Origin of the sequence: Cryobacterium sp. TMT1-3 (genome assembly GCF_004402315.1) — a bacterium.
Taxonomy (GTDB): Bacteria; Actinomycetota; Actinomycetes; order Actinomycetales; family Microbacteriaceae; genus Cryobacterium; species Cryobacterium luteum.
In genome coordinates, this window is sequence record NZ_SOFW01000016.1 from 12815 (window position 1) to 28207 (window position 15393).

The 15393-nt window shown below is 64.5% G+C and carries 13 protein-coding genes; 12 read left to right on the forward strand and 1 reads right to left on the reverse strand.

Features of this window, described 5'->3' with window-relative positions; translation table 11 throughout:
- Nucleotides 1–226 precede the first annotated feature (226 nt).
- Nucleotides 227–619 carry a cupin domain-containing protein gene (locus E3O25_RS05290; RefSeq protein ID WP_241988504.1) on the forward strand — a complete coding sequence of 131 codons (393 nt, stop codon included), beginning with the start codon at nt 227–229 and terminating at the stop codon, nt 617–619.
- Nucleotides 620–772: 153 nt separating this feature from the next.
- Nucleotides 773–2275 (forward strand): APC family permease, encoded by a 1503-nt coding sequence (locus E3O25_RS05295; RefSeq protein ID WP_092112549.1) that lies wholly within the window; start codon nt 773–775, stop codon nt 2273–2275.
- 106 nt (nt 2276–2381) lie between these two features.
- Here the strand turns inward: E3O25_RS05295 and E3O25_RS05300 are convergent, their stop codons facing one another.
- On the reverse strand, nt 2382–3689 hold the full coding sequence (locus E3O25_RS05300) for a response regulator transcription factor family protein (protein ID WP_134360632.1): 1308 nt from the start codon (nt 3687–3689) through the stop codon (nt 2382–2384).
- A 183-nt stretch (nt 3690–3872) separates the two neighbouring features.
- On the opposite strand from E3O25_RS05300, the gene tkt reads away from it, so the two are divergent.
- The 10 genes from tkt (at nt 3873) to E3O25_RS05350 (ending at nt 15348) form a co-directional block, all read left to right on the forward strand.
- Nucleotides 3873–6026, forward strand: a complete 2154-nt coding sequence (gene tkt / locus E3O25_RS05305) for a transketolase (protein WP_370448728.1) — start codon at nt 3873–3875, stop codon at nt 6024–6026.
- Nucleotides 6027–6135: 109 nt separating this feature from the next.
- Nucleotides 6136–7263 (forward strand): transaldolase, encoded by a 1128-nt coding sequence (gene tal, locus E3O25_RS05310; RefSeq protein ID WP_134360633.1) that lies wholly within the window; start codon nt 6136–6138, stop codon nt 7261–7263.
- A gap of 59 nt (nt 7264–7322) precedes the next feature.
- The gene (gene rpe, locus E3O25_RS05315; protein WP_092112543.1) at nt 7323–8015 is read left to right on the forward strand and encodes a ribulose-phosphate 3-epimerase; all 693 of its coding nucleotides are present in this window, start codon (nt 7323–7325) and stop codon (nt 8013–8015) included.
- A gap of 66 nt (nt 8016–8081) precedes the next feature.
- A complete protein-coding gene (locus tag E3O25_RS05320) occupies nt 8082–8555 on the forward strand; it encodes a ribose-5-phosphate isomerase (RefSeq protein WP_134360634.1) in 474 nt (157 codons plus the stop codon).
- Nucleotides 8556–8642: 87 nt separating this feature from the next.
- Nucleotides 8643–10079, forward strand: a complete 1437-nt coding sequence (gene gndA, locus E3O25_RS05325; RefSeq protein WP_134360635.1) for an NADP-dependent phosphogluconate dehydrogenase — start codon at nt 8643–8645, stop codon at nt 10077–10079.
- 139 nt (nt 10080–10218) lie between these two features.
- Entirely contained in the window at nt 10219–11706 is a 1488-nt protein-coding gene (locus E3O25_RS05330) for a glyceraldehyde-3-phosphate dehydrogenase (RefSeq protein WP_134360636.1), read from the forward strand.
- An 84-nt stretch (nt 11707–11790) separates the two neighbouring features.
- Complete coding sequence (locus tag E3O25_RS05335; RefSeq protein ID WP_092112536.1) at nt 11791–12153, forward strand: cupin domain-containing protein; 363 nt, start codon at nt 11791–11793, stop codon at nt 12151–12153.
- A gap of 73 nt (nt 12154–12226) precedes the next feature.
- Nucleotides 12227–13252, forward strand: coding sequence for an ATP-dependent 6-phosphofructokinase (locus E3O25_RS05340; RefSeq protein WP_134360637.1), 1026 nt, complete (start codon nt 12227–12229; stop codon nt 13250–13252).
- Nucleotides 13253–13430: 178 nt separating this feature from the next.
- Nucleotides 13431–14213 carry a nucleoside/nucleotide kinase family protein gene (locus E3O25_RS05345; RefSeq protein WP_134360638.1) on the forward strand — a complete coding sequence of 261 codons (783 nt, stop codon included), beginning with the start codon at nt 13431–13433 and terminating at the stop codon, nt 14211–14213.
- A gap of 145 nt (nt 14214–14358) precedes the next feature.
- Nucleotides 14359–15348 (forward strand): acyltransferase family protein, encoded by a 990-nt coding sequence (locus tag E3O25_RS05350; RefSeq protein ID WP_166805973.1) that lies wholly within the window; start codon nt 14359–14361, stop codon nt 15346–15348.
- The last annotated feature ends 45 nt before the right edge of the window (nt 15349–15393 follow it).

Genomic DNA, 15393 nt, shown 5'->3' on the forward strand with positions numbered 1-15393 from the left:
CCCGCCTCCGGTTGAAGAGACGATTCCGAAAGACTATTCGTTTGAGTACCACAAATGTCCCTTTTCGCCAACTTGGACCATTGACTTGAACTTTTGTTCATGTCAGTGTCGTGAAAGCAAAGTGGCCCACGACGCGATGATGCCCTCGGATTGAGATTTTTCCCGCATGCCTCCAGCAGCTTTTCCACTGAAGAAAGGGTAACCGACAATGGCGCCAACTACCCCTGTGCCCCCCACGCAGTCGATGCTGGACGTGCTTGATTCCTGGCCGGCAAAGCCCATGAAGCCGATGAAGGACGAATGGCCCCGCCTGCGCTGCCGGTTCATCAACGCCGACCCAATCGGTGCCTGGGACGACGTCATCCTCTCGGAATGGGAGCTGGACGCCTGTGGCTGGGAAGACTTTCACCCGCACACCGAGACGAACTTTCTGTTGGAAGGTGAACTCCACATTGAGACCGACGGCACAACCGTCGTGCTCAAACCGGGTGACTCGGCCCGCGTGAATCCCGGCCGAACCGGTCGCTACTGGGCGCCGGTTTACGCGCGCATGTTCACCATTTACGGTCCCAACCCTCAGGGTTTGGAGTCGCACTCGTTCAGGTACTTCGAACTCTAACCGAGCACGTCGAACCCTGAACTCTTCGCTAGTCCACCGCTAGGCCGACCCTACTGGCCCGAGCGTTGCACTTTCACGGCCATTTTAGATAGTCCAGAAATACCGTACGTCGCTAAAAAATCAGAGACCTATTGATATTTAAGGGAGATTGTCATGAGTGAACACCGTTCGGATGAAGTCGACCATCTGAAACGATCGATCGACTGGAAGCAGGGGATGGCCATCGCGCTGGGGGTGCCCTTGTTGATTCTGCCCTCCCTGGGCTACCTTCCGATGTGGACATCGGCAGCAGCAATCCTTATCTGGGGGCTGTCGGTCATCCAGGGCTTTATGCAGAACGCCGCGTACGCCGAGATGGCCACCACCTTTCCCAAGGCCTCTGGTCTTCCCGGATTCGCGCAGCACATCTTTCGCACCGAGAACTTCACCGGCAAGTACGACAAGGGAAAGCTGATCGGCGGCTTCAGCGCCTGGAGCTACTGGTTCGCCTGGAACCCGGTGCTGGCCATCTTCGCCATCCTGATCGGCGGCTACCTGCACGGGCTGTTTCCGATCCTGGCTGAGACCTTCACCGAATACCAACTGTCGTTGCTCTCGGGCCTGGTGATCTTCACCCTGTTGTCCGTGGTGAACTGGTTCGGCCTCAAGGACGGCGCCATCCTCGGTTATATCCTGGGCGCCCTCTCCCTGATCCCGCTGATCATCCTGACCGTGGCACCGTTCGCCACCGGACACGTGGATCTGGCCAACATCACCGGCAACTGGCTGCCGGCCGACTGGTCCTGGGACATGAACCACGTTCTGATCCTCCTCGGCATCTTCGCCATCGCACAGTGGAGCGCCTGTGGCTGGGAGACAGCCGCCATCTACGGCCCCGAATACAAGAACCCCTCCAAGGATGTGCCCAAGGCGTTGCTGGCCGTCGGCCTCATCTGCTTTCTCTCGTATGTGCTGGTGCAGACCGCCGTCATCGGTGTGCTCGGTGTTGACGGTGCCGTCGCCGAGCCGCTGTCGCCACTGATCCCCGTTGCCCAGGCCATCTTCGGTGAATCCGGTTCCGTGCTTACCATCATCATGTTGATCATCGCGATGGTCCTGATCATTCAAACCGCCTTCCTCGGGTCGTCCCGCGCCATGCACTCCATGGCAACGGAAGGCAACCTGCCCAAGTTCTTCGGCAAAACCAATCGCCACGGCACCCCGTTCATTGCGTTGCTCGTCACCGCTGCGTTCAACATGGTGCTGATCTCCGTCGGATCAATGGCGGCGATTCTCGCGGCCGCTGCGATCGGCTACACCTTTGCCAACGGAATCAGCCTGTTCGCCTACGTGAAGGCCAAAAAGCACCCCTCCTTCGCCAACCTGGAACGCCCCTTCAAGGCGCCCAAGGGCTGGCAACATGTCGCCATGCTCTTCGGCCTGTTCAACCTGCCCCTGTGCCTCGTGGGTGTGATCTACCTGAACAGCCTGGAAATCGGTTGGGGCTCAACCTGGGTCGGCTTCATCGTGTTGTCGCTCTACATCCCCATCTGGTTCTACTCCCAGCACGAATCGAGTAAACACCAGAAGGCAGCAGCACGAGCAGCAGCCAACGCTCGCGTGGTGGATCTCGATGCATCGCCAGATTCGGAGTTGGTTCCGGACCCGATTCGGTGATCGAGTAGACCGCACAAAGGGAGTGTCTCGGAAAAACCTTTCCGAGACACTCCCTTATTCGTTCCGCCTCGCAGCTGCGGCAGGCAGCATCCGTTACGGGTGGCGGTCAGCGAAGTCCGTGGCGGTGGGCCAGCGCGATGGCCTCGGTGCGGGAGCCCACATCGAGCTTTCTGAACAGGTTGCGCACGTGGAACTTGACCGTGTTCTCGCTGATGCCGAGCGTTGAGGCGATGAGACGGTTGCGTTCTCCGGCGGCCAGGTGCTGAAGCACCTCGAGCTCCCGGGCGGCCAGGTTCCAACCGGCGACATCCTCGGCGGGGCGCGCCGGAAGGTCCAGCGGCAGCGACACGAAAATGTCAGCACCCCAGCCCGGCATGACATCCATGCGCAGCTGACCGTTGAGTGCCTGCACCCGACGGTCGAGCCGGGCGATGCTCGGCGCGTCGGCGTCGAGCGAGCCGCGGCCGTCGTCACGCACGTTTATCAGCAGGTTTTCACCGTCGCAGTCCCACTGGGTGCGTACCCGGCTGACGTGGGGCTGCTCCATCATGGCCAGCACGAGTCCGCGCACGACAGCGCGGGCGGCGTGGGCGACTTCGCCGGGCAGGGCGCGTCCGTTCAGCGGCGGTTCGATGAATTCAACCTCGATACCGCTGAAACGGGTGAGCGGGCGCAAATCGTCCCTGAGGCGTTCGAACGCCCGGGCGACGGGCTCTTTCACCGAGTCCGTCGTGCGGTCGCTGAGGGTGCGCAGTTCGACCAGGGCTTTGGCGGCGAGGCCGGTCACGGTGGAGCGGGCCGCTGCGTTGTCCAAAGCGGATGCCCGCAGCGCGGCCAGCAGAATTTCGAGCGTCGTCGAGTGCAGATCGGTCAGTTCGGCCGTCACCCGCACGCGTTCAGCCGATGCGGCGCGCGATTCCAGCAGGTACGAGGGCGGCGCATCCGTCACCCGTTCCTGGATGCGCCGGGCAGTGAGCCGCCAGAGATACTCCACCACGGTCAACCCGGCGTCGGGTTCGGGGCTGGTCGGCTTGGGGTCGGTGATCACGAGGATCGCATTGCTGGGGGAGTACTTCACGGCGAGCACGGGGCGATTGCGCCCGGCGAGGTCGGCTTCGCCGAACCAGGGCGTCTCGTCTGATACGACAGCGCGAAGCGCCTCGAGCTCGGTGATCGAGACGCGTGAGATAATTTCCTCCGCGCCCGCTTTCTTCTGCGGTCGGCCCGTGCAGTCCTCGGTGAAGATGATCAGCGCACTGCTCCCTATATAAGGGAGTGTCGCGTCGCGGAGCCGCTCGGCGATCTGCCCCAGGGATGCATCCGCTACTGCCGCGATGGCCTGCAACAGCGGCCACGGCAGGTCCGGAAGACCAGTGAGGGAATCCTTCAGGGGGTGATCAGCGACGATGCTCATGCGGTTATCCTACCGCCGGCGAACCACACGCCCGACCAGTCCAAAAGGGTAGTCAGAACCGTCAAAAAACAGTGTTACCCCTACCCGTTCGTTTGATGAAGATGGACATCAACCACAGACCATCCATGCGGCCGCTACCGGCCGACCGAATCAAGGGGACCAACCGTGAATCCGACAGCAAATGTGACGCTTACCAGCGCTACAGGTCCAGAGGCAACGACGCACTCAGCGATACTCAACTGGACAGCCCACGATCAGCGCGCCGTCGACACGATCCGTGTTCTCGCCGCTGACGCCGTCGAGAAGGTCGGCAACGGCCACCCCGGTACGGCCATGAGCCTGGCGCCGGCCGCGTACCTGCTCTTCCAGAAGCTCATGCGCCACGACCCGAAGAACCCGGACTGGTTGGGACGTGACCGCTTCATCCTGTCACCCGGCCACTCCTCGCTGACCCTCTACATCCAGTTGTTCCTCTCCGGCTACGGCCTGGAGCTCAAAGACCTGCAGGAGCTCCGCACCTGGGGTTCGCTGACTCCGGGCCACCCGGAGTACAAGCACACCGCCGGTGTGGAGATCACCACGGGCCCGCTCGGCCAGGGACTCGCATCGTCGGTGGGCTTCGCCTACTCCCAGCGCCGCATGCGCGGCCTGTTCGACGCCGATGCCGCCGCGGGCACGTCCCCGTTCGACCACACCATCTGGGTCATCGCGTCCGATGGCGACCTGCAGGAAGGCGTGACCTCCGAGGCATCCTCCCTCGCCGGGCACCAGGAGCTGGGCAATCTTGTGGTCATCTACGACGAGAACCACATCTCCATCGAGGACGACACCGACATCTCCTTCACCGAAGACGTGCTGAAGCGGTACGAAGCCTACGGTTGGCACGTGCAGCGGGTGGACTGGACCGAGACCGGCGAGTACATAGAAGACGTGCAGGAGCTCTACACTGCGCTGCTGGCTGCCAAGGCCGAGACCTCCAAGCCCTCCATCATTTCGCTGCGCACCATCATCGGCTTTCCGTCGCCGAAGAAGCAGAACTCCGGCAAGATCCACGGTTCCGCCCTCGGCGCCGACGAGGTCGCCGGGCTCAAGGAGGTTCTGGGCTTTGATCCGGCCAAGTCCTTCGAAGTGGATGCCGACGTTCTGGCCCACGCCCGCGCCGTCGTCGGCCGCGGTGCCGCCGCGCACAGCGACTGGCAGACCTCGTTCGAAGCGTGGCAGACGGGTAACCCCGAGGGCGCCGCCCTGCTGGAGCGCATCGAAGCCAAGAAGCTTCCGACCGGCGTCGATGCCGCCCTTCCGGTGTTCGAAGCCGGTAAAGACCTCTCCACCCGCGCCGCGTCGGGCAAGGTGCTGAGTGCACTCGGCCCGGTGATGCCCGAGCTGTGGGGCGGTTCAGCCGACCTCGCCGAATCCAATAACACCACCATCGAAGGAAACGCGTCGTTCATCCCGGCGTCGCGCTCCACCGAATCGTGGAAGGGCAACCCCTACGGACGGGTGCTGCACTTCGGCATTCGCGAGCACGCCGCCGCGTCGATCGTGAACGGCATCTCGCTGCACGGTCGTACTCGCGCATTCTCCGGAACGTTCCTGATCTTCAGTGACTACCAGCGCCCGGCCATCCGCCTCTCGGCCCTCATGGGTGTTCCGTCCATCTATGTCTGGTCGCACGACTCCATCGGCCTGGGCGAAGATGGACCCACCCACCAGCCGGTAGAACAGATCTCGACCCTTCGTGCCATCCCGGGCCTCGACGTTGTTCGTCCCGGCGACGCCAACGAGGTTCCCGTGGCGTGGAAAACGATGCTACAGAACCACGACAATCCGGCCGGCATCGTGCTGACCCGGCAGAACATCCCGACCTACGCTCGCGGCGCCGGCGTTGCTGAGGGCGACACCTTCGGTTCCGCCGCCGGCGTCGCCCGGGGTGGCTACGTCCTGGCCGAGGCATCCAAGAACGGCGCGACCGTGCCGGCGCAGGTGCTGCTGATCGCAACCGGTTCCGAGGTGCAGCTGGCCGTTGAGGCCCGCGAAGCGCTCCAGGCCGAAGGCATCGCCGCCCGCGTCATCTCGATGCCGTGTGTGGAATGGTTCAACAAGCAGGATGCCGCCTACCGCGAATCCGTACTCCCCGCCGCTATCAAGGCCCGCGTTTCGGTCGAGGCCGGGTTGGCCCTGGGCTGGAAGGAATTCGTCGGCGACGCCGGTCGTTCCATCAGCCTCGAGCACTACGGCGCGTCGGCAGACTACAAGCGCCTGTTCCAAGAGTTCGGAATCACCTCGGCAGCAATCGCAGCCGCCGCGAAGGACTCCCTCGCTGTAGCCGGTAACTAACCACACCGCAGCACCATGACCGGCGTCGCAGAACCGCCCCAGGTGCGTTCCGCGACGCCGGCCGCCAGCTCTCCACCGTCCATCATTTTTTTCAAGGAAGAAGCAGAAGATGACTACCCCCACCCCCACTGCCCGACTGTCCGACGCCGGTGTGTCCATTTGGCTCGACGACCTCTCCCGCGAACGGCTCGCCAGTGGCAGCCTGCAGAAGCTCATCGATGAGAAGAACGTCGTGGGCGTCACCACCAACCCGTCCATCTTCCAGGCCGCGATCACCTCAGGCACCGACTATGACGCAACGATCGCCGAGCTGGCCGCACAGGGCGCCAGCCTCGATGAGACCATCTTCGAGATCACCACGACCGACGTCGCCGACGCCTGCGACCTCTTCGCGCCCATCTTCCTTGCCAGCAACGGCGTCGACGGCCGGGTTTCCATCGAGGTCGACCCCCGCCTCGCCTGGGACACCGACGGCACGATCGCCGAGGCCCGAAAGCTCTATAAGAAGGTCGGCAAGCACAACGTGCACATCAAGATTCCGGCGACGCCCGAGGGTCTTCCGGCCATCACGGCCACCCTCGCCGCCGGCATCAGTGTCAATGTGACCCTCATCTTCTCCCTAGAGCGTTACCGCTCCGTCATCAACGCCTTCCAGCTGGGGCTCGAGCAGGCCAGGCAAAACGGCCACGACCTCTCCACCATCCACTCCGTCGCTTCCTTCTTCATCTCCCGCGTTGACTCAGAAATCGACAAGCGCCTCGACGTCATCGGCACCGCTGAAGCCAAGGCGCTCAAGGGCCAGGCCGGTGTCGCCAATGCCCGACTCGCCTACCAGGTCTACGAAGAGCTCTTCGCCACCGAGCGCTGGACCGCATTGGCCGCCGTCGGCGCGCTCGCGCAGCGGCCGTTGTGGGCATCCACCGGTGTCAAAGACCCGGCCTACCCCGACACGCTCTACGTCACCGAGCTCGTGGCTCCCGGCGTCGTGAACACCATGCCCGAAAAGACCCTCGATGCCACCTTCGACCACGGCGTCGTGACCGGCGACACGATCACCGGCAGCTACACCCAGGCCAGCGTCACCCTGGCCGCGCTCAAGCGCGTCGGCATTTCTTACAACGAGGTCGTCGCCCTGCTCGAAACGGAGGGGCTCGACAAATTCGTGACCAGCTGGCAGGAACTCCTCACCGACGTCGACGACGCGCTCGCCGCCGCACGCGCAGTCCTCACCCACTGAGCCTCACGCACTGAGCCTCACGCACGTTGAGCCCTGACCGACATCGAAAGGCAGAAATCATGTCCCAGTCCCACCTGCAGTGTTGCATCAACCCCAGCATCCTCTCCGCCGACTTCGTCAACCTCGAAGCCGAGCTGGCGCGCATCAGCAACGCCGATGCCGTGCACGTGGACGTCATGGACAACCATTTCGTGCCGAACCTGACGATCGGCCTGCCCGTCGTGCAGCGGTTGCAGAAGGTCAGTCCCGTTCCGCTCGACGTGCACCTGATGATTTCGGATGTCGACCGCTGGGCACCCCAGTTCGCCGACGCTGGCATGAGCTCGGTGACGTTCCACGTCGAGGCGTCCAACGCCCCGGTCAAGCTGGCTCGCGAGCTCCGCGCACGCGGAGCCAAAGCCGGCCTGGCGCTGCGCCCGGCCACCCCGGTGGAGCCGTACCTGGATCTGCTCTCCGAAATCGACATGCTGTTGATCATGACGGTGGAGCCGGGCTTCGGCGGCCAGGAGTTTCTGGACATCATGTTGCCCAAGATTCGCCGTGCCCGCGCGGCGGTCGACGGTTCCGGCGTCAACGTGGCCATCCAGGTCGACGGCGGCATCACGGAGGACACCATCCTGCGGGCGGCAGAGGCCGGAGCCAACGTGTTCGTGGCCGGGTCGGCCGTCTACGGCAAGCCGTCGCCCGCTGACGCCATCGAGTCGCTGCGCGCGAACGGCCAACTCGCCTTCGGGTACGCACCAGTGCGCTGAGACGGTTTGCCGTTTCCCGCCAGCCTTGCCAGAGCCGCACCCCAACCACAGATTGAAGGATCACCTATGCGCGTTCACATCGCCACCGACCACGCCGGCCTGGAGCTCAGCTCCCACCTCATCGGTGTGCTGTCAGCCAGCGGCTACGAGATGATCGACCACGGGCCGACATCGTACGACGCCGACGACGACTACCCCGAATTCTGCATCAACGCCGCGGCAGCGGTCGTGGCCGACCAGGCCAGGGGAGTGGACGCCCTCGGAATCGTGCTCGGCGGCTCGGGCAACGGTGAGCAGATCGCCGCGAACAAGGTCGCTGGGGTGCGCGCGGCTCTGGCCTGGAACCTCGACACGGCCAAACTGGCCCGCGAACACAACGACGCCAATGTGGTGGCCGTGGGTGGCCGTCAACACACCGTCGAGGAGGCCACCGCGCTGATCGAGGCGTTCCTGGCCGAACCGTTCAGCAACGCTGAGCGCCACGAGCGGCGCATCGGCCAGATCGCCAGCTACGAAACCATTGGCGACACGGCCGAATAGCTCGGCGCGTCACCTTCTTCTACCGGGCCCCAGACGCCCGCGCGCCTGAAAGCCCCTGTACCACCGACAATAATTGGGAGTTTTTTGATGTCAGCACACATCGGTGTCACCGGCCTTGCGGTGATGGGGGCCAACCTTGCCCGCAACCTGGCCCGGAACGGCTTCACCGTTGCCCTGCACAACCGGTCGGTTGAAAAAACCGACGCCCTGCTCGCCCGCCACGGCCAGGACGGCGACTTCATTCGCACGGAGACGCTGCAGGAGCTCGTCGACTCGTTGCAGAAGCCGCGCCGCGTGCTCATCATGGTCAAGGCCGGCCAGCCGGTCGACTCGGTGATTGAGCAGCTTGAACCGCTGCTCGAACCGGGCGACATCATCATCGACGCCGGCAACTCGCACTACGAAGACACCCGCCGCCGTGAGGCCGCGCTCGCCAAGCAGAACCTGCACTTCGTCGGCATCGGCGTCTCCGGCGGTGAGGAGGGTGCCCTCAACGGACCGTCGATCATGCCCGGCGGTTCGAAGGAATCCTACGCGGCGCTCGGTCCGCTGCTTGAGAAGATCGCCGCCCGCGTTGACGGCCAGCCCTGCTGCGCCTGGATCGGCACCGACGGCGCCGGCCACTTCGTGAAGATGGTGCACAACGGCATCGAATACGCCGACATGCAGGTCATCGGCGAAGCCTTCGACCTGCTGCGCTCGGGAGCCGGCATCGAACCGGCCGAGCAGGCCAGGATCTTCGCCGAGTGGAACACCACAGACCTGGCCTCGTTCCTCATCGAAATCTCTGCCGAAGTGCTCGGCCATGTCGATGCGAATACCGGCAAGCCGTTCGTCGACGTGGTCGTGGATGCCGCCGGGCAGAAGGGCACCGGCCGCTGGACCGTCATCTCGGCGCTCGAGCTGGGCTCCCCGACATCGGGCATCGCCGAGTCGGTCTTCGCCCGGGCGCTGTCCTCGCAGACGGACCAGCGCAAACTGGCCCAGGAGCTGCTCGTCGGTGCCGAAGCCGACATCGAGGTTCCCGCCACCTTCGTCGAAGACGTGCGCCAGGCGCTCTACGCCTCCAAGCTCATCTCCTACGCCCAGGGCCTCGACATGCTTACCTCGGCCGCCACCGAGTACGGCTGGAACCTGAAGCTCGACGAGATCGCGTCGCTGTGGCGCGGCGGCTGCATCATTCGCGCCGACCTGCTCAAGGAAATCACCAAGGCCTACGCCGCCGACGAGAAGCCCGCCAACCTGCTGTTCGCCCCGGCCTTCACCACGGCGATCGCCGACGTGCTTCCTGCCTGGCGCCGGGTCGTCTCGACCGCAGTGCAGCTCGGCATTCCCGTGCCGGTGTTCTCCTCCTCGTTGGCCTATTACGACGGCCTGCGCCGCAAGCGCCTGCCGGCCGCGCTGATCCAGGGCCAGCGCGATTTGTTCGGTGCGCACACCTACGGCCGAGTCGACGCCGCAGGCAGCTTTCACACCCTTTGGGGTGAGGACAAGAGCGAAGTCGATGCGGTAGACACCCACTAGCCAGGGCCGACTACCCAAACGAGTGGTTTCAACCGTCCCGATCAGCGTTTCCCCTACCCGCCCCGGGCACCACGATAGGTGTCAGGCCTCCCGGAGGACAGCACGCAACAACCCGACCCTGTATTGGAAAGGCAGTCCGATGTTACAAACTTCAGATTCTTGTCTTGATGCGTGGATGGTCAGGGAGTCTCTCGCCGAGGCGATGATTCCCGTAATCGGTCGGCTGTACCGCGAGAGCAACGTGGTGACCAGCATCCACGGCCGTAGTCTGATCGGTAAGTCGGCCATCGACATCCTCAAGGCCCACCGTTTCGCGCGCCGAGTCAGTGCGCACGAGCTGCACCTCAAGCAGACCACTCTGCTGCTGAACGCGATGGCGCGGCTGAAGCTCGGTTCGGCGGCGATCGACATTGCCCTGCTGAGCCAAAAGTTCAGGGAAAAGGGCGACCGCACCACGCTGGACGAATTTCTGCGCACCGAGCTCGCCGAAATCGTGGGCAGGCGCGGCACCCATGACCGCGCCTGCACCGACGTCGTTCTCTACGGTTTCGGCCGCATCGGTCGGCTTCTGGCCCGACTGCTGGTCGAGAAGGTCGGCGGCGGCCAGGGCTTGCGCCTGCGCGCCATCGTGGTGCGGCGCTCCTCCGACAACGACCTGTCCAAGCGCGCCAGCCTGCTGCGCCGCGACTCGGTGCACGGTGCCTTCGACGGCACCATTCGCATCGACGAGGCCGCCAACACCATCACCGCCAACGGTGTGCAGATTCAGGTCATCTACTCCAACGACCCCGCCACGATCGACTACACCGCCTACGGCATCCACAACGCGCTCGTCGTGGACAACACCGGCCGCTGGCGTGACGCCGAAGGCCTGTCGCAGCACCTGCAGAGCAAGGGTGTTTCCCGCGTTCTGCTGACCGCTCCGGGGGAGGGAAACCTGAAGAATATCGTGTACGGCATCAACCATGGCACCATCGACGACTCCGACCAGATCGTCTCGGCGGCGTCGTGCACCACCAACGCCATCACGCCGGTGCTGCAAGCAATCAACAACAAGTTCGGCGTCGTGCACGGCCACGTGGAGACTGTGCACTCCTTCACCAATGACCAGAACCTAATCGACAACTTTCACAAGGGTGACCGCCGCGGCCGTTCCGCCGCCTTGAACATGGTCATCACCGAGACGGGCGCCGCCAAGGCCGTGACCAAGGCGCTTCCGGAATTGCTGGGCAAGCTCACCGGAAGTTCCATTCGGGTGCCCACCCCCGACGTGTCCCTGGCCATTCTCAACCTCACCCTGCAGAACTCCACCACCAAGGATGAGATCAACAACTACCTGCGTGAGATGTCGCTCCACTCAGATCTGCGCAAGCAGATCGACTTCACCGACTCTCCCGAAGTGGTGTCGACCGATTTCGTCGGGTCACGCCGCACCGGCATCGTCGACGGCCTCGCCACCATCGCCAACGAGACGCATCTGGTGCTCTACGTCTGGTACGACAACGAGTTCGGCTACAGCTGCCAGGTCGTGCGCGTCATGGAAGAAATGACCGGTGTGAAACGGCGGTCGTTCCCCTCGTCCGACGCCGTCGAAGAAGCCATATCGGTGCTGGCCGCCTTGGCCTAATTCAACCGCGGCTCATCGAGTCGCGGCCACCACCACCCGTCCCGTCGAACATGTCGGCGAGCCGCATCAGAAAGGTAATTTGAAATGAGCATAACCTTCCAGCCCACCGCGCTCTTCGCGGGGGAACTCGACGAATCCATCCTCGGCCAGCCGTATGCCGAGGTGCTCGGTGACGACATCTCGGTGCGCATGTCCGTTCCGTACGTCAGCGACGACTCGCGCATCATGTCGGGCATCTGGGAAGCCGGGCCCGGCCTGTCCCGGTGGGAGTTCCTCGAGCGTGGGGAGGCCATCCACGTATTGGAAGGCCGCATGGTGGTCACCGAGGACGGCGGAGCACCGATCACCCTGGAGGCCGGAACCGCTGCCGTCTTCCCCATTGGCTGGCAAGGCACCTGGGACATTCAGAAGCGAATCCGCAAGTTCTTTGTGATCTTCACGTCCTAAGCCCATGATCTCTGCCACGTCAGGCCCGGGCACACCCCGGGCCTGACGTGTCCCCTACGATTCGAGCCGAGACATGAAAATTGGAATCCTCACCAGCGGTGGCGATTGCCCCGGGCTGAACGCAGTCATCCGCGGTGCCGTATTAAAAGGTATCGCCGTGCACGGTCACGAATTCGTGGGTTTTCTCGACGGCTGGCGCGGCGTCGTCGAAGGCGACATCATCGACATTCCCCGCACCCTGGTGCGCGGGATCGCCAAGCAGGGCGGCACCATCCTCGGCACCTCGCGCACCAATCCCTTTGACAACGGCGGCGGCCCCGAGGTCATTGGCGCGCACATGCGGCGGTTGGGCATTGACGCGATCATCGCGATCGGCGGTGAAGGAACTCTGGCCGCGGCCAAGCGTCTCACCGACGCCGGGTTGAACATCGTCGGCGTGCCCAAGACCGTAGACAACGACCTCGACGCCACGGACTACACTTTCGGCTTCGACACCGCCGTGCAGATTGCCACCGAGGCGATAGACCGGCTGCGCACCACCGGCGAATCACACCATCGCTGCATCATCGCCGAGGTGATGGGCCGTCATGTGGGCTGGATTGCGCTGCACGCCGGCATGGCTGCCGGCGCCCACGCCATTCTCATTCCCGAGCAGAAGACCAGCATCGAGCAGATCACCCAGTGGGTCAGAGACGCCAATGCCCGGGGCCGCGCGCCGCTGGTCGTGGTGGCCGAAGGCTTCGTGCCTGATCACCTGGACTCCGCCCACTCCGAGCGGGGGGTCGACACTAACGGCCGGCCCCGGCTTGGCGGGATCGCCGACCTGCTGGCTCCCGAGTTGGAAGCCCGCACCGGCATCGAAACCCGGGCCACGATCCTCGGTCACATTCAGCGCGGCGGCGTGCCGTCCGCCTTCGACCGAGTGCTGGCCACCCGGCTGGGCATGGCGGCCGTCGACTCGGTGGTCGAGGGGGCATGGGGCACCATGGTTGCGCTCAAGGGTACGGAGATAGCCCGGGTGCGCTTCGAGCAAGCCCTCGGCCGGCTCAAAACCGTGCCGCAGAACCGCTACGACGAGGCCGCGGTTCTGTTCGGCTGACCGTGGGGCGAGCGGATGCCCCGCCCGCCCCGCACGTATCGCCGGTAAATATGCAACACGCCGCATGATTTGTGTCGAAACACCGGCGTCCCGGTGCACCTAGTGGGCGACCGCCTCGGCTACGTGCACATCGGCGAAAAGCACCGCGGCTACCTCGGCAGCGCCCTAGAGTCGACCCATGCCGAACAATGACCCCGCCGCTGCCCAAACCACGCAAGCGGATGCCCCGCCCGCCCCGGTGCGCCCGCCCGGCCCCGCTGCATCCGCTCAACTCACCCACCCAGAACCCACGGCCGACCGAACGCGATCAGCCCAGTCTGCGGAGGCCGCAGACCTCACCAACCTCGCCCGCCGCGTCATCGATCTCATGCCTGAGCAGGGCCGCATCCTGGTGGGAATCGCCGGCAGCCCCGGCGCGGGTAAAACCACCCTCGCGATCAACGTGGCGGCCAAAATCAACGAGCTGCTCGGCGGCACCGAGACCGCCGTGCACCTGCCCATGGACGGTTTTCACCTGGCCAACGCCACCCTCGATCGCCTCGGCCGGCACGACCGCAAGGGAGCCATCGACACCTTCGACGGCTGGGGGTTCGTGGCCCTGCTCCGCCGCCTGCTCACCGAAGATGACCACACCGTCTACGCGCCGAGCTTCAACCGCAACGTTAACGAGGGCATCGCCGCCGAGATCGCCGTGCTGCCGAGCGCCCGGGTGGTGATGGTCGAGGGCAACTATCTGCTCGCCGACTCCGAGCCGTGGGTGCAGATTTCCACGCTGCTCACCGAATCCTGGTTCTGCGAGACCAGCGAGAACGAGCGCCTGCGCCGCCTGGTCGACCGGCACGAGCGCCACGGCCGCAGCCCCGAGGCCGCCCAGGCCTGGGCCGAGTCCGTTGATGGCAAGAACGCCGTGCTCATCGAGGGCACCCGGCCCCGGGCCACCCGCACCATCTCCGGCCAGTAGCGGCGCGGCTGCCCGATCCGCACTTATGAACGCTCCGCACTTATGAACGCCCCGCACTCACAACGCCGCGACACCCGCGCAGGTGCGAGCACGGCACACCGTACATATTCAGCGGCCCGAGCCAGAGCGTTCTAGGCTTCATCCCGTGGGCAGTACCCGAAAACGCTCGGCCGCCATCGATGGCCTGCGCGTTCTCGGCATTGTTGCCATCGTCGCCGGGCACGTCTGGTCGGACAGAAGCAATGACCTCGCCCGCATGGGTCTGTACACCTGGCACGTGCCCGTGTTCTTCTTTCTCAGCGGATACCTCTGGGCCCACGATCGGTCGCTGGGCGTCGAATTCGGCAAGCGGGTACGCACCCTGCTCGTGCCCTACGGCGCGTGGCTGCTGCTCATCGGCGCCGTCTATGGCGCCTACCTGTGGGCAAACGCGCAGACTCTGCACGTGGGCAACGTCTTGCTCGGCGGCTCGTACATGGGCGCACCTTTTTTCGCGTTCTGGTTCGTCACCGCGCTCTTCGGTGCCTGCCTGCTGCTGCGCGCACTGCAACGCTTTCCCGTCTGGCTGCCCTGGGCGATAGCCAACGCCGGGCTGGCCGTGGCCTACCTCGCCCCCGATGCGCTGACCGCCGTCCCCTTCTCGTTGGGCGTCGCCGTGCCGGCCATGATCTTCATTCTCGCTGGCATGCTTTTTCGCCGCATCGCCCCGAAGCTCAAAAAATGGGTCGCCGTCGCACTTGTGGCCGGCTCAGCCGCCCTCGTCGTGACCGGCCTCGCGCAGCCGTTAGACATGAAGCAGGGTGACTTCGGCACGCCCGTGATCAGCGTCGTGGTTGCCAGTGCCATTTCTGCGGGTCTCGTGCTTCTGCTTGAACGGATGTTTGCCGCCACCATCCCGCGCGCCGCCCGGTTCGTCACCGGCGCCGCAACGATCGGGCTCGCGGTTGTGTTCACGCACAGTGCGTTCATTTTGGCGCTGAGCATAATTGCCGGGGACTTACCCTCGGTTCTTCAGTTCGTGATTGTTCTGCTGGTGTCGTGGTCGCTCGCATATCTCGTGAGTCGAACGCCGCTCGGCAGCGTTTTCACGGGAGCCGGCGCGGCGCCGCGAATCCGGCGACCGGGTGCCGGGTGATCCGTCGCTCCAAAGCCAGAAAAAGCCAAAAGCACGTCAGCCCGC